Origin of the sequence: Micromonospora sp. M71_S20 (assembly GCF_003664255.1) — a bacterium.
Lineage (GTDB): Bacteria > Actinomycetota > Actinomycetes > Mycobacteriales > Micromonosporaceae > Micromonospora.
This window is the reverse complement of sequence record NZ_RCCV01000001.1, coordinates 42,869-63,043: the sequence shown is the minus strand read 5'-3', so window position 1 is coordinate 63,043 and position 20,175 is coordinate 42,869. Positions and strand designations below refer to the sequence as shown.

Annotated in this window: 16 protein-coding genes and 1 pseudogene; all 17 read left to right on the top strand. The window is 73.9% G+C overall.

All coding sequences use genetic code 11. The features are described from left to right. The first annotated feature begins 276 nt into the window (after positions 1-276). Positions 277-861 (top strand): bifunctional pyr operon transcriptional regulator/uracil phosphoribosyltransferase PyrR, encoded by a 585-nt coding sequence (pyrR, locus tag DER29_RS00310; RefSeq protein WP_121395247.1) that lies wholly within the window; start codon positions 277-279, stop codon positions 859-861. Between the two features lie 55 nt (positions 862-916). Beyond that, a complete protein-coding gene (locus DER29_RS00305; protein ID WP_121395245.1) occupies positions 917-1,843 on the top strand; it encodes an aspartate carbamoyltransferase catalytic subunit in 927 nt (308 codons plus the stop codon). Then, on the top strand, positions 1,840-3,117 hold the full coding sequence (locus DER29_RS00300) for a dihydroorotase (protein WP_121395243.1): 1,278 nt from the start codon (positions 1,840-1,842) through the stop codon (positions 3,115-3,117). Before DER29_RS00305 ends, DER29_RS00300 begins: the two co-directional genes overlap by 4 nt. Positions 3,118-3,175: 58 nt before the next feature. Continuing rightward, positions 3,176-4,339 (top strand): glutamine-hydrolyzing carbamoyl-phosphate synthase small subunit, encoded by a 1,164-nt coding sequence (gene carA / locus DER29_RS00295; RefSeq protein WP_121395241.1) that lies wholly within the window; start codon positions 3,176-3,178, stop codon positions 4,337-4,339. After that, positions 4,332-7,703, top strand: coding sequence for a carbamoyl-phosphate synthase large subunit (gene carB / locus DER29_RS00290; protein WP_121395239.1), 3,372 nt, complete (start codon positions 4,332-4,334; stop codon positions 7,701-7,703). Before carA ends, carB begins: the two co-directional genes overlap by 8 nt. A 19-nt stretch (positions 7,704-7,722) precedes the next feature. Continuing rightward, on the top strand, positions 7,723-8,742 hold the full coding sequence (locus DER29_RS00285) for a quinone-dependent dihydroorotate dehydrogenase (protein WP_121395237.1): 1,020 nt from the start codon (positions 7,723-7,725) through the stop codon (positions 8,740-8,742). Further along, positions 8,739-10,013: an adenosylmethionine--8-amino-7-oxononanoate transaminase gene (locus DER29_RS00280; RefSeq protein WP_121395235.1), complete on the top strand. Its 1,275-nt coding sequence runs from the start codon at positions 8,739-8,741 to the stop codon at positions 10,011-10,013. The genes DER29_RS00285 and DER29_RS00280 overlap by 4 nt, the downstream gene beginning before the upstream one ends. 109 nt (positions 10,014-10,122) lie before the next feature. Continuing rightward, complete coding sequence (gene pyrF / locus DER29_RS00275) at positions 10,123-10,962, top strand: orotidine-5'-phosphate decarboxylase (RefSeq protein WP_121395233.1); 840 nt, start codon at positions 10,123-10,125, stop codon at positions 10,960-10,962. Positions 10,963-11,137: 175 nt separating this feature from the next. Next, a pseudogene (gene mihF, locus DER29_RS00270) lies at positions 11,138-11,456 on the top strand (integration host factor, actinobacterial type). Between the two features lie 25 nt (positions 11,457-11,481). Continuing rightward, a complete protein-coding gene (locus tag DER29_RS00265) occupies positions 11,482-12,015 on the top strand; it encodes a guanylate kinase (protein ID WP_121395231.1) in 534 nt (177 codons plus the stop codon). Between the two features lie 44 nt (positions 12,016-12,059). Further along, positions 12,060-12,323: a DNA-directed RNA polymerase subunit omega gene (gene rpoZ, locus DER29_RS00260; RefSeq protein ID WP_007075826.1), complete on the top strand. Its 264-nt coding sequence runs from the start codon at positions 12,060-12,062 to the stop codon at positions 12,321-12,323. A 14-nt stretch (positions 12,324-12,337) separates the two neighbouring features. Then, complete coding sequence (gene coaBC / locus DER29_RS00255) at positions 12,338-13,546, top strand: bifunctional phosphopantothenoylcysteine decarboxylase/phosphopantothenate--cysteine ligase CoaBC (protein WP_121395229.1); 1,209 nt, start codon at positions 12,338-12,340, stop codon at positions 13,544-13,546. A gap of 88 nt (positions 13,547-13,634) precedes the next feature. After that, positions 13,635-14,828: a methionine adenosyltransferase gene (gene metK, locus DER29_RS00250; protein WP_121395227.1), complete on the top strand. Its 1,194-nt coding sequence runs from the start codon at positions 13,635-13,637 to the stop codon at positions 14,826-14,828. After that, entirely contained in the window at positions 14,825-16,915 is a 2,091-nt protein-coding gene (locus DER29_RS00245) for a primosomal protein N' (protein ID WP_121398849.1), read from the top strand. The genes metK and DER29_RS00245 overlap by 4 nt, the downstream gene beginning before the upstream one ends. A gap of 256 nt (positions 16,916-17,171) precedes the next feature. Then, entirely contained in the window at positions 17,172-18,155 is a 984-nt protein-coding gene (locus DER29_RS00240; RefSeq protein ID WP_121395225.1) for an AAA family ATPase, read from the top strand. A gap of 145 nt (positions 18,156-18,300) precedes the next feature. Then, entirely contained in the window at positions 18,301-19,572 is a 1,272-nt protein-coding gene (locus tag DER29_RS00235; RefSeq protein ID WP_121395223.1) for a cytochrome P450, read from the top strand. 42 nt (positions 19,573-19,614) lie between these two features. Further along, positions 19,615-20,175: a peptide deformylase gene (def, locus tag DER29_RS00230; RefSeq protein WP_121395221.1), complete on the top strand. Its 561-nt coding sequence runs from the start codon at positions 19,615-19,617 to the stop codon at positions 20,173-20,175.

Here is a 20,175-nt window from a genome sequence, read left to right as displayed (position 1 = left end):
CCCAGTGCTGCTCGGGGTTCTCCCAGCGATCGCTACGGAGCGTGACGGTACGGGGATTGGCACAACTGGTCAAGTGGTCGTGACCTTACCGTTGGGATCACCGGGGGAGTTGTCCCCATTTCGCCGGGCTGACCAGGGGGTCAGTGGCCGGCGGCGGTCAGTGCGGTGACCACTGGTAACGTGGCGGGAAGCCCCGGTCCGGGCCGCTCGCGTCCCGGTACCGGCATCCGACGTCCTTTAACGACCCGTCCCGTGAGGCGGGGAAGGAGGTCCGCCGTGGCCTACCCACCTGCTGCCCAGTCGCTGCCGCCGCGACAACCCTCGGTGAAGGTGATCCTCGCCAGCGCCGACGTCCAGCGCGTGGTCGACCGCATCGCCCACCAGATCCTGGAGAAGACCCAGGGCGCCGAGAACACGGTGCTGCTGGGCATCCCCACCCGGGGCGCCCCCCTCGCGAGGCGGCTCGCCGCCAGGATCAGCACCTTCGAGGACGTGACCGTCCCGGTGGGCGTGCTCGACATCACCCTCTACCGCGACGACCTGCGCCGGCACGCCACCCGCGCGGTCGGGCCGACCCAGGTGCCGCCCGGCGGCATCGACGGCAAACGGGTCGTGCTCGTCGACGACGTGCTCTTCTCCGGCCGCACGGTGCGGGCCGCGCTCGACGCGCTCAACGACGTCGGCCGGCCGGCGTCCGTCCAGCTCGCCGTCCTGGTCGACCGCGGCCACCGCGAGCTGCCGATCCGCGCCGACTACGTCGGCAAGAACATCCCGACGTCCCTCGCGGAGAGCGTGAAGGTCACCCTCGCGGAGACCGACGGCACCGACGAGGTCAAGTTGTACGGGGGCACCCCCCGGTGAGCGCGAGGAGTGCAGCGCAGCGGAGCCCCGCAGTCGCGAACGAAAGGCAGGCACAGTGATCCGGCACCTGCTCTCGGGCGCCGACCTGGACGCCGCCACCGCCACCGAGATCCTGGACACGGCCGCCGAGATGGCCACCGTTGCCGGCCGGGAGGTCAAGAAGCTCCCCGCGCTGCGCGGGCGCACCGTGGTGAACCTCTTCTACGAGGACTCCACCCGGACCCGGATCTCCTTCGAGGCGGCGGCGAAGCGGCTCAGCGCCGATGTGATCAACTTTTCGGCCAAGGGCTCCAGCGTGACCAAGGGTGAGAGCCTGAAGGACACCGCGCTGACCCTCCAGGCGATGGGGGCCGACGCCGTGGTCGTCCGGCACCCCGCCTCCGGCGCCCCGCACCGGCTCGCCGACTGGGTGGACGGGTCGGTGGTCAACGCCGGCGACGGCACCCACGAGCACCCGACCCAGGCGCTGCTCGACGCGTACACGATGCGCTCCCGGCTGGGGCGGCTGGCCGGCCTGTCGGTCGCGGTGGTCGGGGACGTCCTGCACAGCCGGGTGGCCCGCTCCAACGTCCTGCTGTTGTCCACGCTCGGCGCCAAGGTGACCCTGGTCGGGCCGCCGACGCTGATCCCCGTCCACATCGCGCAGGCACTCGCGCCCGGCACCGACGTCTCCTACGACCTCGACGCGGTGCTGCCGCAGTCGGACGTGGTGATGATGCTGCGGGTGCAGCGCGAGCGGATGAACGCCTCCTACTTCCCGTCCGCCCGCGAGTACGCCCGCCGCTACGGCCTGGACGGCCCGCGGATGCGCCGGCTGCCCGAACACGCGATCGTCATGCACCCCGGACCGATGAACCGGGGGATGGAGATCACGCCCGAGGTCGCCGACTCGCCCCGCTCCACCATCGTCGAACAGGTCGCCAACGGGGTCTCCGTGCGGATGGCCGTCCTCTACCTGCTGCTCGGGGGGAACAACCGGTGAGCTCGTACCTGATCTCCAACGTCAGCCTCGTCGGCGCCGCGCCGACCGACGTGCTGATCCGCGACGGCGTCGTCGCGGCCGTCGGCGCCGGACTGGACGCGCCGGAGGCGACCGTCGTCGACGGCACCGGGCTGGTCGCCCTGCCCGGCCTGGTCGACCTGCACACCCACCTGCGCGAGCCCGGCCGGGAGGACGCCGAGACCGTCGAGTCCGGGTCCCGGGCGGCGGCGCTCGGCGGCTACACCGCGGTCTGCGCGATGGCCAACACCTCGCCGGTGGCCGACACCGCCGGCGTGGTCGAGCAGGTCTGGCGGCTGGGCCGGGAGGCCGGGCTGGTGGACGTGCAGCCGATCGGGGCGGTCACCGTCGGCCTGGCCGGCGAGCACCTCGCCGAGCTGGGCGCGATGGCCGACTCGGCGGCCCGGGTGCGGATCTTCTCCGACGACGGGCACTGCGTCGCCGACCCGAGGCTGATGCGCCGGGCGCTGGAGTACGTGAAGGCGTTCGACGGGATCATCGCCCAGCACGCCGAGGAGCCCCGGCTCACCGAGGGCGCGCAGATGCACGAGGGCGAGGTCTCGACCCGGCTCGGCCTCACCGGCTGGCCGGCGGTCGCCGAGGAGGCGATCATCGCCCGGGACGTGCTGCTCGCCGAGCACGTCGGCAGCCGCCTGCACGTGTGCCACGTCTCCACCGCCGGCAGCGTCGAGGTGCTGCGCCAGGCCAAGGCCCGGGGCGTCCGGGTCACCGCCGAGGTCACCCCGCACCACCTGCTGCTCACCGACTCCCGGGCCGAGACCTACGACCCGGTCTACAAGGTCAACCCGCCGCTGCGCACCGCGGCCGACATCGCCGCGCTGCGGGCGGCCCTGGTCGAGGGCGTGATCGACATCGTCGCCACCGACCACGCCCCGCACGCGGTGGAGGACAAGGAGTGCGAGTGGGCGTACGCCCGGCCGGGCATGCTCGGCCTGGAGACGGCGCTGTCGATCGCCCTCGACGTGCTCGGCCCGCAGTGGGACCTGATCGCCGAGCGGATGTCGCGCACCCCGGCCCGGATCGCCGGGCTGGAGGGGCACGGCCTCGACCCGGCCCCCGGCGTGCCGGCGAACCTGACCCTGGTCGACCCCGCCGCCCGCCGCACCATCGAGCCGGCGGAGCTGGCCAGCCGTAGCCGCAACACCCCGTACGCCCGCATGACGCTGCCGGGTCGCATCGTGGCGACCTTCCTGCGCGGCGAGCCGACGGTCCTGGACGGAAAGGCCCTCAAGTGATCCGAGCGAGGAGTGCAGCGGAGCGGAGCCCCGCAGGCCGGATCGAAGGAGACACAGCATGACCCGCAGACAATCGGCGATCCTCGTCCTGGAGGACGGGCGGACGTTCCACGGCGAGGCGTACGGCAGCGTCGGGGAGACCTTCGGCGAGGCCGTCTTCAACACCGGCATGACCGGCTACCAGGAGACGCTGACCGACCCGTCCTACCACCGTCAGGTGGTGGTGCAGACCGCCCCGCACATCGGCAACACCGGCGTCAACGGCGAGGACGACGAGTCGGGCCGGATCTGGGTCGCGGGCTACGTGGTCCGCGACCCCGCCCGCATCGGCTCCAACTGGCGGGCCACCGGCGGGCTGGAGGAGCGGCTGGCCGCCGAGGGCGTCGTCGGCATCAGCGGCGTCGACACCCGGGCGCTGACCCGGCACCTGCGCGAGCGCGGCGCGATGCGGGTCGGCATCTCCAGCGTCGAGACCGACCCCCGGGCGCTGCTGGCCCGGGTGCGGCAGGCCCCGGAGATGGTCGGCGCGGACCTGTCCGCCGAGGTCACCACGGCCAAGCCGTACGTGGTGGCGGCCTCCGGCGCGCACCGGTTCACGGTCGCGGCGCTGGACCTGGGCATCAAGCGCAACGTCCCGCGCCGGCTCGCCGCCCGCGGGGTCACCACGCACGTGCTCCCGGCCGGCTCCACCATCGACGACCTGCTCGCCACCGGCGCGGACGCGGTCTTCTTCTCGCCCGGCCCGGGCGACCCGGCCACCGCCGACGCCCCGGTCGCCCTGGCGCGGGAGGTGCTGCGCCGCAGGGTGCCGCTGTTCGGCATCTGCTTCGGCAGCCAGATCCTCGGCCGGGCGCTGGGCTTCGGCACCTACAAGCTCGGCTACGGCCACCGGGGGATCAACCAGCCGGTGCTCGACCGGGTCACCGGCAAGGTCGAGGTGACCAGCCACAACCACGGCTTCGCGGTCGAGGTCCCCGGCGCGGGCCACGGCGCGGTCGTACCCGACCAGGTGATCGAGACCGAGTTCGGTGGCGTCCAGGTCAGTCACGTCTGCCTCAATGACAACGTGGTCGAGGGGCTGCGGGCGAAGGACGTGCCCGCCTTCACCGTCCAGTACCACCCGGAGGCGGCGGCCGGTCCCCACGACGCGGACTACCTCTTCGACCGCTTCGCCGAACTCATCGAGGGCCGGACCCAGAGCGAGGGGCGCACACATGCCTAAGCGGACCGATCTCAAGCACATCCTGGTGATCGGCTCCGGGCCGATCGTGATCGGGCAGGCCTGCGAGTTCGACTACTCCGGCACCCAGGCCTGCCGGGTGCTGCGCAGCGAGGGGATCAGGGTCAGCCTGGTCAACTCGAACCCGGCGACGATCATGACGGACCCCGAGTTCGCCGACGCCACGTACGTCGAGCCGATCACCCCGGAGTTCGTCGAGCTGGTGATCGCCAAGGAGCGTCCCGACGCGATCCTGCCCACCCTCGGCGGGCAGACCGCGCTGAACACGGCCGTCGCCCTGCACGGGGCGGGCGTGCTGGAGAAGTACGGCGTGGAGCTGATCGGCGCCAACATCGAGGCGATCAACCGCGGCGAGGACCGGCAGCTGTTCAAGGACATCGTCGCCAAGGCCGGCGTACGTCTGGGCATCGACGACCCGGTGGGCCTGGTGCCCCGCTCCCGGGTCTGCCACTCGATGGCGGAGGTCGAGGCCACGGTCGCCGAGCTGGGCCTGCCGGTGGTGATCCGGCCGTCGTTCACCATGGGCGGCCTCGGCTCCGGCATGGCGCACACCCCGGAGGACCTGGCCCGCATCGCCGGTGACGGGCTGGCCGCCAGCCCGGTGCACGAGGTGCTCATCGAGGAGAGCGTGCTCGGCTGGAAGGAGTACGAGCTCGAACTGATGCGCGACCGGCACGACAACGTCGTGGTGGTCTGCTCGATCGAGAACGTCGACCCGATGGGCGTGCACACCGGCGACAGCGTCACGGTCGCCCCGGCCATGACGCTCACCGACCGGGAGTACCAGAAGCTGCGCGACCTCGGCATCGCGGTGCTGCGCGAGGTCGGGGTGGACACCGGCGGCTGCAACATCCAGTTCGCCGTCAACCCGGCCGACGGCCGGATCGTGGTGATCGAGATGAACCCCCGGGTGTCCCGGTCGTCGGCGCTGGCCTCCAAGGCCACCGGCTTCCCGATCGCGAAGATCGCCGCGAAGCTGGCCATCGGCTACACCCTCGACGAGATTCCCAACGACATCACCCTGAAGACCCCGGCGGCGTTCGAGCCGACCCTGGACTACGTGGTGGTGAAGATCCCCCGGTTCGCGTTCGAGAAGTTCCCGGGCGCCGACCCGGAGCTGACCACCACCATGAAGTCCGTCGGCGAGGCGATGAGCCTGGGCCGCAACTTCAGCGAGGCGCTGAACAAGGCGATGCGGTCGCTGGAGACGAAGGCGGGCGGCTTCTGGACGCTGCCCGACCCGGCTGGCGCGACGAAGGAGAACACCCTCGACGCGCTGCGGATGCCGCACGACGGGCGGCTCTACACCGTCGAGCGGGCGCTGCGCCTGGGCGCGTCGATCGCCGAGGTCACCGCCGCGTCCGGCGGGATCGACCCCTGGTTCCTGGACCAGATCGCCGCCCTCGTCGAGCTGCGCGCGGAGATCGTGGACGCCCCGGTGCTCGACGCCGAGCTGCTGCGCCGGGCCAAGCGGGCCGGCCTGTCGGACCGGCAGCTGGCCGCGCTGCGCCCGGAGCTGGCCGCCGAGGACGGCGTACGGACGCTGCGGCACCGCCTCGACGTCCGCCCCGTCTACAAGACGGTGGACACCTGCGCCGCCGAGTTCGAGGCGACCACGCCCTACCACTACTCGACGTACGACCAGGAGACGGAGGTCGTGCCGTCGGCCCGGCCGAAGGTGATGATCCTGGGTTCCGGGCCGAACCGGATCGGTCAGGGCATCGAGTTCGACTACTCGTGCGTGCACGCGGTACAGGCGCTGCGCAGCGCGCCGCTCGGCGGGGCGGCGGGCTCCGGCTACGAGACCGTGATGGTCAACTGCAACCCGGAGACCGTCTCCACCGACTACGACACCGCCGACCGGCTCTACTTCGAGCCGCTGACCTTCGAGGACGTGCTGGAGGTCTGGCACGCCGAGGACTCGTCCGGCCGGGCGGCCGGCGGGCCGGGCGTGGTCGGGGTGATCGTCCAGCTCGGCGGGCAGACCCCGCTGGGCCTGGCGCAGCGGCTGAAGGACGCGGGCGTGCCGGTCGTCGGCACCTCCCCGGAGTCGATCCACCTGGCCGAGGAGCGGGGCGCGTTCGGGGCGGTGCTGGCCCGGGCCGGGCTGCGTGCGCCGGCGCACGGCATGGCCACCTCGTACGACGAGGCGAAGGCGATCGCCGACGAGATCGGCTACCCGGTGCTGGTCCGGCCGTCGTACGTGCTGGGCGGGCGGGGCATGGAGATCGTCTACGACGACGCCACGCTGCGTGACTACATCGGCCGGGCCACCGAGATCTCACCGGACCACCCGGTGCTGGTGGACCGCTTCCTCGACGACGCCATCGAGATCGACGTGGACGCGCTCTGCGACGCCGACGGCGAGGTCTACCTCGGCGGGGTGATGGAGCACATCGAGGAGGCCGGGATCCACTCCGGCGACTCGTCCTGCGCGCTGCCGCCGATCACCCTGGCGGGCTCGCACGTGGCCCAGGTGCGCCGCTACACCGAGGCGATCGCCCGGGGCGTGGGCGTGCGGGGCCTGCTCAACGTGCAGTACGCGCTGAAGGACGACATGCTCTACGTGCTGGAGGCGAACCCCCGCGCGTCCCGGACGGTGCCCTTCGTCTCGAAGGCGACGGCGGTGCCGCTGGCCAAGGCGGCGGCCCGGATCGCGCTGGGCGCGACCATCGCCGAGCTGCGCGCCGAGGGGCTGCTCCCGGCGACCGGGGACGGCGGCTCGCTGCCGGCCGGCGCCCCGATCGCGGTCAAGGAGGCGGTGCTGCCGTTCAAGCGGTTCCGCACCCCCACCGGCAAGGGCGTGGACTCGCTGCTCGGCCCGGAGATGAAGTCCACGGGCGAGGTGATGGGCATCGACACCGCATTCGGGCACGCCTTCGCCAAGTCGCAGTCGGCCGCGTACGGCTCGCTGCCGACCGCCGGGAAGATCTTCGTCTCGGTCGCCAACCGGGACAAGCGCGGCATGATCTTCCCGATCAAGCGCCTGGCCGACCTCGGGTTCGAGATCGTCGCCACCACCGGCACGGCGGAGGTGCTGCGCCGGCACGGCATCGCCTGCGAGCAGATCCGCAAGCACTACGAGTCCGGCGGGGGCGAGGACGCGGTGTCGCTGATCCTCGGCGGCGACGTGGCGCTGGTGATCAACACTCCGCAGGGCTCGGGCGCGAGCGCCCGCTCGGACGGCTACGAGATCCGCAGCGCCGCCGTCACGGCGGACATCCCGTGCATCACCACGGTGCCGGGCGCGGCGGCGGCGGTGATGGGCATCGAGGCGCGGATCCGGGGCGACATGCAGGTCCGCCCGCTCCAGGAGCTGCACGCCGCCCTGCGGGCCGCCGAGTGACCGCCCCGGCGAGCGCGCGGTGATGTTCGAGCGGATCGTGCGGCCCGGGCTGTTCCGGATCGGCGGCGGGGACGCCGAGGCCGCGCACGAGTGGACGCTGCGCCGGCTGGCGGAGCTGTCCGGGCGGCCGGCGGCGCTGGCCGTGCTGCGGGCCCGCTACGCCGTCCGCGCGCCGCGCACGGTGTTCGGCGTCGAGTTCCCCAACCCGGTCGGGCTCGCCGCCGGGATGGACAAGGACGGCGTGGCGCTGCCGGCCTGGCCGGCGCTGGGCTTCGGCTTCGTCGAGGTCGGCACGGTCACCGCGCACCCGCAGCCGGGCAACCCCCGGCCGCGGCTGTTCCGGCTGCGCGACAGCGAGGCCGTGGTGAACCGGATGGGCTTCAACAACGCCGGAGCCGAGGCCCTCGCGGCCCGGCTCGCGGCGCTGCCCCGCCCGATCGGGGTGCCGCTGGGCATCTCGCTGGGCAAGTCCAAGGTGACCCCGCTGGACGAGGCGGTGGAGGACTACCTCGCCTCGTACCGCGCGCTGCGCGGGCACGGTGACTACTTCGCGGTCAACGTCTCCTCGCCGAACACCCCGGGGCTGCGCTCGCTGCAGGACCGGGCGCACCTGGACGCCATCCTGGCGGCGCTGGTGGGGGAGAAGCCGGTGCTGGTGAAGATCGCCCCGGACCTCACCGAGCCGGCGATCGCCGAGCTGCTGGAGGTCTGCCTGGCCCGGGGCGCCGCCGGGGTGATCGCCACGAACACCACGCTGGCCCGCGACGGCCTCGCCCCGGCCGACCGGGCGCGCGGCGCGGAGACCGGCGGCCTGTCGGGTCGCCCGCTCGCCGACCGCGCCCGCGAGGTGGTCGCCTTCGTGCACCGGGAGGCCGGCAGCCGGCTGCCGGTGATCGGTGTCGGGGGCGTCGTGGACCCGGACGCGGCGGCCCGGATGTTCGACGCCGGCGCCGTCCTGGTGCAGCTCTACACCGGCTTCATCTACCGTGGCCCGGCCCTGGTCCGCGCCGCCGTCCGGGCCACGGGGACGGGCGGGTGACCCCCGAGGAGGTCCTGGCCGCCGACCGGGCGCACGTGTGGCACCCGTACGCGGCCCTGCCGCCGGCGAGCGCGCCCTACGTGGTGGAGGGCGCGGCGGGCGTACGGCTGCGGCTGGCCGACGGCCGGGAGCTGGTCGACGGGATGTCGTCGTGGTGGGCGGCGATCCACGGCTACCGGCACCCGGTGCTCGACGCGGCGGTGACCGACCAGCTCGGCCGGATGAGCCACGTGATGTTCGGCGGGCTCACCCACGCCCCGGCGGTCCGCCTGGCGGCCACCCTGGTCGAGCTGGCCCCGGACGGGCTGGAGCACGTCTTCCTGGCCGACTCCGGCTCGGTCGGCGTCGAGGTGGCGATCAAGATGTGCCTGCAGTACCAGCGGGCCATTGGCCGGCCGGAGCGCCGCCGGCTGGGCACCTGGCGGGGCGGCTACCACGGCGACACGTTCCACCCGATGAGCGTCTGCGACCCGGAGGGCGGAATGCACCACCTCTGGGGCGACGTGCTGCCCCGGCAGGTCTTCGCCCCCGTGCCGCCCGGCGGCTTCGACACCCCGCCCGAGCCGGCCTACGAGGCGGCCCTGGTCGAGGCGGTCGAGCGGCACGCCCACGAGCTGGCCGCGGTCGTCGTGGAGCCGGTGGTCCAGGGCGCCGGCGGCATGCGCTTCCACCACCCGCACTACCTGCGGGTGCTGCGCGAGGTGACCCGGGCGCACGGGGTGCTGCTGATCTTCGACGAGATCGCCACCGGCTTCGGCCGCACGGGCGCGATGTTCGCCGCCGAGCACGCCGGGGTGGCGCCCGACGTGATGTGCGTGGGCAAGGCGCTCACCGGCGGGTACCTGACGCTGGCCGCCACGCTCTGCACCGCGGAGGTCGCCCGGGGCATCTCCGCCGGCGGGGTGCTGGCGCACGGCCCGACCTTCATGGGCAACCCGCTGGCCTGTGCGGTCGCCAACGCCTCCCTCGGCCTGCTGCGGGACGGGGACTGGGCGGGGCAGGTGGCACGGGTGCAGGCGGGCCTGCGGGCCGGCCTGGAGCCGTTGCGCGGTGCGCCGGGGGTGGCCGACGTGCGGGTGCTCGGGGCGATCGGCGTGGTCCAGCTGGACCACGAGGTGGACCTGCCCGCCGCCACCGCCGCGGCGGTCGCCGAGGGGGTCTGGCTGCGGCCGTTCCGCGACCTGGTCTACACCATGCCGCCGTACGTCACCGACGACGCCGACGTGGCCCGGATCGCCGCCGGGGTCGCCGCCGCGGTGCGGGCCGGCTGAGCCGCCGGTCACGATCCGGCGGGAGTACGCGGGCGGCGCGCGCCGTCCGCGACAGGAGCGTGCCCCGGCGGCGGACGCCCCGGGGTGCCGAGGAGAGGGAGAAAACCGGATGGAGAGCTTCGGCGCCCGCCTGCACCGGGCCGTCACCGAGCGGGGTCCGCTCTGCGTCGGCATCGACCCGCACCCGGGGCTGCTGGCCCGCTGGGGGCTCGACGACGATGTCCGGGGGCTTGACCGGTTCGCCCGGACGATCACGGAAGCCCTCGGTGACCGGGTCGCGGTGATCAAGCCGCAGTCGGCCTTTTTCGAGCGGTTCGGCTCGAAAGGTATCGCGATTCTTGAGTCAACTATCCGACAGTTGCGCGAAGCCGGCTCGCTCGTTCTGCTGGACGTCAAGCGCGGCGACATCGGCTCGACCGTCGCCGCGTACGCCTCGGCGTACCTCGACCCATCCAGCCCGGTCCATGTGGACGCGCTGACCGCGAGCCCGTACCTCGGCGTCGGCGCGCTCGCGCCGATGTTCGAACTGGCCGCCGAGCACGGCGGCGGGGTCTTCGTGCTGGCGCTCACCTCCAACCCCGAGGGCGCCGCCGTGCAGCGCGCGCGCACCGCCGACGGACGCACCGTCGCGCAGGCCGTCATCGACGAGATTTCCCAGCTCAACGCGGGTGCGCAGCCGCTCGGCAGCGTCGGGCTGGTGGTCGGCGCGACCATCGGTGACACCGGTCACGACCTCTCCGCCGTGAACGGTCCGCTGCTCGCCCCGGGCCTCGGGGCGCAGGGCGCCACCGCGGCCGATCTGCGCGTCGTCTTCGGCTCCGCGCTGCCCGCGGTGCTGCCCTCGTACTCCCGCGAGGTGCTGGGCGCGGGCCCGGATCCGGACGCGCTGCGGGCCGCCGCCGACCGTGCCCTGACCGGCTGTCGGGCCGCCCTCGCCGCTGGTGACTGACTGACGGCTCGGTCACCTTTGTAAAGATCATCGCGCGTCCACGTTGCCGAATGCGCCGTCGACCGCTAGTTTTCCCCGCGCTGGGAACCATGGACCCCTTGGTTCACAGCGACACCACGTTTCACAGATGCGGCGGTGCGTCCCGCCCGTCGCGATAGGGACCTGAGGAGAACTGGTGCCGCTCCCGTCACTGACCCCCGAACAGCGCGCTGCCGCGCTGGAGAAGGCCGCGGAGATCCGCAAGGCCCGTGCTGAGCTGAAGGAGCAGCTTCAAGCAGGGCAAGACCACCCTCGGAGCCGTCCTCGAGCGTGCCGAGTCCGACGACGTCGTCGGCAAGCTCAAGGTCTCCGCCGTGCTGCAGGCGATGCCGGGTATCGGCAAGATCCGGGCCACCCAGATCATGGAGAAGCTCAAGATCGCCGACAGCCGTCGCCTGCGTGGCCTCGGCGAGCAGCAGCGCAAGGCACTGCTTGGAGAGTTCGCCGCCAACTGAGCCTGGCTGCGTGTAGAAACAAGCAGTGAGCACGGATGACGAGGCGCGCCCGGCGGCTCGGCTCACTGTCCTGACGGGGCCCTCGGGCTCCGGCACGGAGAGTGTCGTCGAGCGCGTCCGGGCGCGTTCTCCGTCCGTGTGGGTTCCGGTGCCGGCCACCACGCGATCCCGCCGGGAGGGCGAGCTGGACGGCGTCGACCGGCTCTTCCTGACCCCCGCCGAGTTCGACCGGATGGTCGCCGCCGGGGAGCTGCTGGAGTGGAGCCGGGCCGGGCCCCACCGGCGCGGCACCCCCCTCGAACCGTTGCGCTCCCGGCTCGCCGCCGGTCAGCCGGTGCTGATCGGCCTCGACCTGGCCGGCGCGCTGCTGGTCCGGGCGGTGCTGCCCGACGCCCGGCTGGTGCTGCTGCACCCGCCGGGGAACCTCCCCCCGCAGGTCACCCCGGCCGCGTTCGAACACACCCTCGCGCACGACCTCACCGGGCGGGTCGTCGACGAGCTGGTAGGCTTGTCCGGTTCTTCTTTCCTGGCTCCGGCGCCACCGCACACGCGCGGTTGACCGCCAGCACCGCCACGCGGTGCGATAGACGCAGAGGTTAATTCGTGGGATCCATCGCAAACCCCGAAGGCATCACCAACCCGCCGATCGACGAGCTCCTCGAGAAGACGACCTCGAAGTACGCGCTGGTGATCTTCGCCGCCAAGCGCGCGCGCCAGGTCAACGCCTACTACAGCCAGCTCGGTGAGGGTCTGCTGGAATACGTCGGCCCGCTGGTCGAGACCACGCCGCAGGAGAAGCCCCTCTCCATCGCCATGCGCGAGATCAACGCGGGCCTGCTCACCGCCGAGCCGACCGACCAGCCGTAATCCGCCCCGCGTCGATGTCCCCCCGGATCGTCCTCGGGGTCGGCGGCGGCATCGCCGCCTACAAGGCGTGCGAGCTGCTGCGGCTCTTCACCGAGTCGGGCCACCAGGTCCGGGTCGTGCCGACCGCGTCGGCGTTGCGCTTCGTCGGGGCCCCGACCTGGGCCGCGCTCTCCGGCCAGCCCGTCGCCGACGACGTCTGGTCTGACGTGCACGAGGTGCCGCACGTCCGGCTCGGTCAGCAGGCCGACCTGGTGGTGGTCGCGCCGGCCACCGCCGACCTGCTGGCCAAGGCCGCCCATGGCCTCGCCGACGACCTGCTCACCAACACGCTGCTGACCGCCCGCTGCCCGGTCGTGCTGGCCCCGGCCATGCACACCGAGATGTGGGAGCACCCGGCCACCGTCGCCAACGTCGCGACGCTGCGCTCCCGGGGCGTGCGCGTCGTCGAGCCCGCCGTCGGCCGGCTCACCGGCGCCGACACCGGCAAGGGCCGGCTGCCCGACCCGGCGGAGATCTTCGCGGTCGCCCGCCGGGCGCTGGCCCGGGGCGTCGGGGCGCCCGCCGATTTGACCGGGCGGCACGTGGTGGTGACCGCCGGCGGCACCCGCGAGCCCCTCGACCCGGTCCGCTTCCTGGGCAACCGCTCCTCGGGCAAGCAGGGCTACGCCTTCGCCCGCTGCGCGGTGGCCCGGGGCGCCCGCGTCACGCTGATCTCGGCCAACGTCTCGCTGCCCGACCCCGCCGGCGTCGACCTGGTCCGGGTCGGCACCACGAGCGAGCTGCGCGACGCCACGCTGGCGGCGGCGGCCGAGGCCGACGCGGTGGTGATGGCGGCGGCTCCGGCCGATTTCCGTCCCGCGACCTACGCGCCTGGCAAAATCAAGAAGTCGGACGACGGCAGCGCGCCCACCATCGAGCTCGTCACCAACCCGGACATCGCTGCCGAGCTGGGCCGGCGTCGTCGCCCGGAGCAGGTGCTGGTGGTGTTCGCCGCGGAGACGGGCGACGCCGAGGCCAACGGCCGGGCCAAGCTCGCCCGCAAGCGGGCGGACCTCGTCGTGATCAACGAGGTCGGGCACGACAAGGTCTTCGGCGCCGAGACCAACGCGGCGACCGTCATCGGCGCGGACGGTTCGGTCAGCCGGATGCCCGAACGGTCCAAGGAGGATCTCGCCGACGGCGTCTGGGATCTCGTGGTGGCCCGGTTGCCCGGCCGTTCCTGACGGCTGGAACCGGGCACGACCGAAGGGGCCAGGCTCTGACGCGGATGATTAAACTGCCGCGGAACGACTTCCACAATTTAGGAGTGCCGTGACACGCCGCCTCTTCACTTCCGAATCGGTCACGGAAGGCCACCCGGACAAGATCGCCGACCAGATCAGCGACGGCATCCTCGACGCCCTGCTCACCGAGGACCCGCGCAGCCGCGTCGCGGTGGAGACCCTGATCACCACCGGTCAGGTGCACATCGCGGGCGAGGTGACCACCAAGGCGTACGCCGACATCCCCACGATCGTCCGCCGGACCATCCTCGACATCGGCTACGACTCGTCGAAGAAGGGCTTCGACGGCGCCTCCTGCGGCGTGAGCGTCTCCATCGGCGCGCAGTCGGAGGACATCGCGCAGGGCGTCGACAACGCCTTCGAGCTGCGGACCGGGGCGTCGGAGAGCGCGCTGGACGCGCAGGGCGCCGGCGACCAGGGCATGATGTTCGGCTTCGCCTGCTCCGAGACGCCGGAGCTGATGCCGCTGCCGATCGCCCTGGCGCACCGGCTGGCCCGGCGGCTCTCCCAGGTGCGCAAGGACGGCACGATCCCGTACCTGCGCCCCGACGGCAAGACCCAGGTCACGATCGAGTACGAGGGGCTGCGCCCCGTCCGGCTCAACACGGTGGTCGTCTCCAGCCAGCACGCCGCGGACATCTCGCTGGACTCGCTGCTCACCCCCGACGTGCGCGAGCACGTCATCGCCCCGGAGCTGGAGAGCCTCGGGCTGGACACCGAGGGCTACCGGCTGCTGGTGAACCCGACCGGCCGGTTCGAGATCGGCGGGCCGATGGGCGACGCCGGCCTCACCGGGCGCAAGATCATCGTCGACACCTACGGCGGCTACGCCCGGCACGGCGGCGGCGCGTTCTCCGGCAAGGACCCGTCGAAGGTGGACCGCTCGGCGGCGTACGCGACGCGCTGGGTGGCCAAGAACGTGGTCGCCGCCGGCCTGGCCGAGCGGTGCGAGGTCCAGGTCGCGTACGCGATCGGCAAGGCCCACCCGGTCAGCCTCTTCGTCGAGACGTTCGGCACCGAGACCGTGCCGGTCGCCTCGATCGAGAAGGCCGTCTCCGAGGTCTTCGACCTGCGCCCGGCCGCCATCATCCGGGACCTGAACCTGCTCCGCCCGATCTACCAGCAGACCGCCGCCTACGGCCACTTCGGCCGGGAGCTGCCGGACCTGACCTGGGAGAGCACCGACCGGGCCGCCGACCTCAAGTCGGCCGCGGGAGCCTGACCGGCACCAGGCGCAGCGACCGGCGACCCGCGGACGGGTCGCCGGTCGCTCGTGTCTGCGTCGACGTCCCCCTGGCCCACCTGGACCGCCCGTTCGACTACCTCGTCCCGGCCGAGTTGGACGCCGACGCCGTCCCCGGCGTACGCGTGAAGGTCCGCTTCGCGGGGCAGCTCGTCGACGGCTGGCTGCTGGAGCGGGCCGACGACTCGGGGCACACCGGCCGGCTGGCGTACCTGGAGAAGGTCGTCTCGCCCGAGCCGGTGCTCGCGCCGGAGGTCGCCCGGCTGGCCCGGGCGGTCGCGGACCGCTACGCCGGCAGCCTCGCCGACGTGCTCCGCCTCGCCGTTCCGCCCCGGCACGCCCGGGTGGAGAAGGACGTCCGCGCCCGCGCCGCCGCCCCCGGCGTGGACTCCGCCGTTCCCGACGTGGACTCCGCCGCCGCCCCCGGCGTGGACTCCGCCGTTCCCGACGTGGACTCCGCCGTTCCCGGCGTAGACTCCGCCGTTCCCGACGTGGGTCCCGCCGTTCCCGACGTGGGCCCCGACGCGTGGCGGGACTATCCGGCCGGGCCGGCCCTGCTGCGGGCGCTCGCCGACGGGCGGGCCCCCCGGGCGGTCTGGTCGGCGCTGCCGGGGGAGGACTGGCCCGCCCGGTACGCCGAGGCCGTCGCCGCCACCGTGGCCGGCGGCCGGGGCGCGGTGGTGGTCGTCGCCGACAACCGCGACCTGGACCGTCTCGACGCCGCCCTGCACGACGCCCTGGGCCCCGGGCGGCACGTCTGCCTCTCCGCCGCGCTCGGTCCCGCCCGGCGCTACCGGGCGTTCCTCGCCGCCCGGCGCGGCGACGCGGCGGTGGTGGTCGGCACCCGGGCCGCGATGTTCGCCCCGGTCGCCCGGCTCGGGCTGGTGGCGATCTGGGACGACGGCGACGACCTGCACGCCGAGCCCCGGGCCCCCTATCCGCACGCCCGCGAGGTGCTGCTCACCCGCGCCCAGCTCGGCGACACCGCAGCGCTGGTGGGCGGGTACACCCGCACCGCCGAGGCGCAGCTGCTGGTGGAGACCGGGTGGGCCCGCGAGGTGGTGGCCGATCGGGCGACCGTCCGGGCCCGGATGCCGGCGATCGCGCCCACGGGCGACGACCCGCAGCTGGCCCGGGACCCAGGGGCGGCCACCGCCCGGCTGCCCAGCCTGGCCTGGACCACCGCCCGGGAATCGCTGCGGGCGGACCTGCCGGTGCTGGTCCAGGTGCCCCGTCGCGGCTACCTGCCCTCGGTGGCCTGCGCCGAGTGCCGCACCCCGGCCCGGTGTCCGCACTGCGCCGGCCCGCTCGCGCTGCCCTCCGCCGAGGGCACCCCGGCCTGCCGCTGGTGCGGGCGGGTCGCCGCCGCGTACGCCTGCCCCGAGTGCGGCGGGCGGCGGCTGCGCGCCTCCGTCACCGGCGCCCGGCGCACCGCCGAGGAGCTGGGCCGGGCCTTCCCCGGCGTGCCGGTGCGCACGTCCGGGCGGGAGGAGGTGCTGGCCGCGGTCCCGGGCGGCGCCGGCCTGGTCATCGCCACCCCCGGCGCTGAGCCGGTCGCCGAGGGCGGCTTCGGGGCGGTGCTGCTGCTCGACTCGTGGGCCCTGCTCACCCGGGCCGACCTGCGGGCGGGGGAGGAGGCGCTGCGCCGCTGGCTGGCGGCCGCCGCGCTGGCCCGTCCCGCCTCCGCCGGCGGGCGGGTGGTGGTGGTCGCCGACGGGGCCCTCGCCCCGGTGCAGGCGCTGCTGCGCTGGGACGCCGGCTGGTTCGCCGCCCGAGAGCTGGCCGAACGGCGGGAACTGGGCTTCCCGCCGGCGGTGCGGATGGCCAGCGTCACCGGTCTGCCGGCCGCGGTGGCCGACCTGCTGGCCGAGGCCCGGCTGCCGGCGGAGGCCGAGCTGCTCGGGCCGGTGCCGGCCGACGGGGAACGGGAGCGGATGCTGGTCCGGGTCCCCCGGGCCCGCGCCGGCGCGCTGGCCGGCGCGCTGCACTCGGCGGCGGGGGTGCGCACCGCCCGCAAGGCCGCCGAGCCGGTCCGCCTCCAGGTCGACCCGCTGGCCCTCTTCTGACCGGCGGTCCGGCCGGGCCGGCGCCGCTCCCACCGCCCGACCTGGCCGTCGTCGCACGCCGTGTCCGGCGGCGTGTCGACACGCGGGTGATAGCATCGCCCGTCATGCCCGGGCGTACGACGGCTCCAGGTCGCGGCGCGGCGCCGGACGCGCCGAGCCGGGGTCGTCGCAGGATCGCGCGACGATGGCGGGAGCGCGTCGGTTTCGGCGCGGTGTCGATGATTCCAAACAGCCGGTGATCAGGGGTGGACCAGTCGTGACCGTTCGTCAGTCGATCGTCTTCAATGGTGACCTCGGCAGCGGCAAGAGCACCGTCTCCGTGGTCATCGCCGAGCGGCTCGGCCTGCGCCGGGTCAGCGTCGGCGACCTCTACCGCCAGATGGCGCAGGAGCGGCAGATGACCGCGCTCCAGCTCAACCTGCACGCGGAGCTGGACCAGGCCGTCGACGGCTACGTCGACCAGCTCCAGCGGGACATCGCGGCCTCGGGCGAGCGGCTCGTCATGGACTCCCGGCTGGCCTGGCACTTCTTCACGGACGCGCTCAAGGTGCACATGATCACCGAGCCGGGCGAGGCGGCCCGACGGGTGCTCGCCCGCCCCTCCGGCCCGGCCGAGAGCTACGCCTCGATGGAGGAGGCCAAGGCCAAGCTGCGCGAGCGTAGCGAGAGCGAGCGGGGCCGGTTCATCGTCCGCTACGGGGTGGACAAGGCCCGGCTGCGCAACTACGACCTGATCTGCGACACCACCCGCGCCTCGGCCTCCGAGGTCATCGAGCACATCATCGACGCGTACGAGGGCCGGCTGTGCGCGGACGTGCTGCGCGACGCGCCGCCGCTGCTGCTGCTCGACCCGGCCCGCGTCTACCCGACCGAGGACATCGCCCACCTGCGTGACCTGTGGGACTCGGAGTTCGTCGGCGAGGTGGCCGCCACCGGCGACGAGGCGCTGGAGCCCTTGCGGATCGGCTACACCGGCGAGTACTTCTTCGTCGTCGACGGGCACCGCCGCCTCAGCGCGGCCCTGCAGAACGGCTTCCGCCTGGTGCCGGCCCAGCTCGTCGCCGAGGTGGACGAGCCGGTGGTCGGCGGGATGAGCGCGGTCGACTACTTCGCCGCCCAGGCCCGGCCCGGCCTGATCCACGACTGGGAGGCCGCCCACAAGATCGAGCTGCCGCTGCCCGAGCACGCCCTGCTCGGCGGCGACGCGGTCCTGGCCGGGGAGCCGGGCACCGGCGTCTGAGCCGAGCGCGCCCCGGGCCGCCCGGGGCCGGGGAGCGCCGCCGCCGTTCCCCGTGAGGCCGGTACGCCACCCGCCCCGGCGGGGCAGCCGGGTGTCGCCGCACGGGGCATGATGAGGTCTCTCGGCCACGGACGGGAGGCTGACCATGGACGCTGCCGACGCCGTCGCGCTGCTCATGTCGCCGGGAGGGCGGATCGACCCCTACCCGACGTACGAGCGGCTGCGCGCCCTCGGGCCGGTGGTCCAGGCCGGTCCGGCGATGTACGCGGTCACCGGCTACGCCGAGGCCGACGAGCTGCTGCGTGACCCCCGGGTCGGGGTGCTCGACGACGCGCTGCGCGACCGGTTCATGCCGGGCTGGCGGGACAGCCCCGCGATCGCGTCGATCTCCCGGTCGATGCTGCGCACCAACCCGCCCGACCACAGCCGGATGCGCCGGCTGGCGGCGGGGGCCTTCACCCCCCGCCGGATCGCCGCCATGCGGGACGTGGTGGCGGCCCAGGCCGAGGAGCTGGTCGACGCCATGGCGGAGCGGGGCGCGGACGGCGAGCCCGTCGACTTCCTGGCAGAGTTCGCGTACCCGCTGCCGGTCGGGGTGATCTGCGCGCTGCTCGGCGTGCCGGCGGCGGACCGGCCGCTGTTCCGGCGCTGGGCGGCCGACCTGACCGGGGTGCTGGAGCCGGTGATCACGCCGGACGAGCTGGCCGTGGCCGACCGGGGCGCGATCGAGCTGCGCGACTACTTCGCCGAGCTGGTCGCAGCCCGCCGACGTACGCCGGCCGACGACCTGACCACCGCGCTGGTGCAGGTGCACGACACCGACGGTGAGCGGCTCTCCGGCGACGAGCTGCTGGCCAACCTGGTGGTGCTGCTGGTCGCCGGCTTCGAGACGACCACCAACCTGCTCGGCAACGGCCTGGCCGTGCTGCTGGCGCACCCGCGCGCGGCCGACGCGTTGCGCGGGCATCCGCAGCTCGCCCCGGCGTACGTCGAGGAACTGCTCCGCTACGACCCACCGGTGCAGCTCACCACCCGGCTGAGCAGCGCGGCGGTCACCGTGGGCGGCGTCGAGGTGCCCGCCGGCGGCTGGGTCCTGCTGCTGCTCGCCGCGGCCAACCGGGATCCCCGGCGTTACCCCGAGCCGGAACGCTTCGACCCGTGGCGGGCCCAGAGCCATCCGCTGTCCTTCGGCGCCGGTCCGCACTACTGTCTCGGGGCCGGCCTGGCCCGGCTGGAGGCGCAGGTCGCCTTCCCGCTGCTGCTGCGCCGGCTGCCCGGGCTCGCCCTGGCCGCCCCGCCGCGGCACCGGTCCCGGCTGGTCCTGCGCGGCTACGAGAGCCTCCCCGTGACCATCGACACGCAACGGTCCGCGCCGCTTCGCGGCACGCCGGCCGGGGCGGCCGACGGCACTCCGTAGACTGGTACGGCACCAGTCCGCCCGCCGAAGGAGCCATGCCGAGTGACCGTCCAGCCCATCCGTCTGTTCGGGGATCCGGTGCTGCGCACGCCGGCCGATCCGGTGGTCGACTTCGACGTCGAGCTGCGCAAGCTCGTCGCCGACCTGACCGACACGATGCGTGAGCAGAACGGCGCCGGTCTCGCCGCGCCGCAGCTCGGTGTGGGCCTGCGGGTGTTCACCTTCGACGTCGACGACGTGGTCGGCCACCTGGTCAACCCGGTGCTGGAGTTCCCCGACGCCGAGGAGCAGGACGGTCCCGAGGGCTGCCTGTCCATCCCCGGCCTCTACTTCGACACCAAGCGCCGGCAGAACGTGATCGCCAAGGGCTTCAACGGCTACGGCGACCCGATGCAGATCGTCGGCACCGGTCTGATGGCGCGCTGCGTGCAGCACGAGACCGACCACCTCGACGGGGTGCTCTTCGTGGACCGGCTGGACCCGGCCGGGCGCAAGGAGGCGATGAAGGCGATCCGCCAGGCGGAGTGGTACGACCCGGCCACCCCGCCGACGGTCAAGCTCAACCCGCACGCCTCCGGCAGCCCCTTCGGCCTGGGTCGGTGA

Bases quoted from the DNA above. Each gene is read 5' to 3' on its own strand.
- pyrF (WP_121395233.1), top strand. From the start codon at position 10,123: ATGGAGAGCTTCGGCGCCCGCCTGCACCGGGCCGTCACCGAGCGGGGT.
- carB (WP_121395239.1), top strand. From the start codon at position 4,332: ATGCCTAAGCGGACCGATCTCAAGCACATCCTGGTGATCGGCTCCGGG.
- DER29_RS00235 (WP_121395223.1), top strand. From the start codon at position 18,301: ATGGACGCTGCCGACGCCGTCGCGCTGCTCATGTCGCCGGGAGGGCGG.
- carA (WP_121395241.1), top strand. From the start codon at position 3,176: ATGACCCGCAGACAATCGGCGATCCTCGTCCTGGAGGACGGGCGGACG.
- coaBC (WP_121395229.1), top strand. From the start codon at position 12,338: ATGTCCCCCCGGATCGTCCTCGGGGTCGGCGGCGGCATCGCCGCCTAC.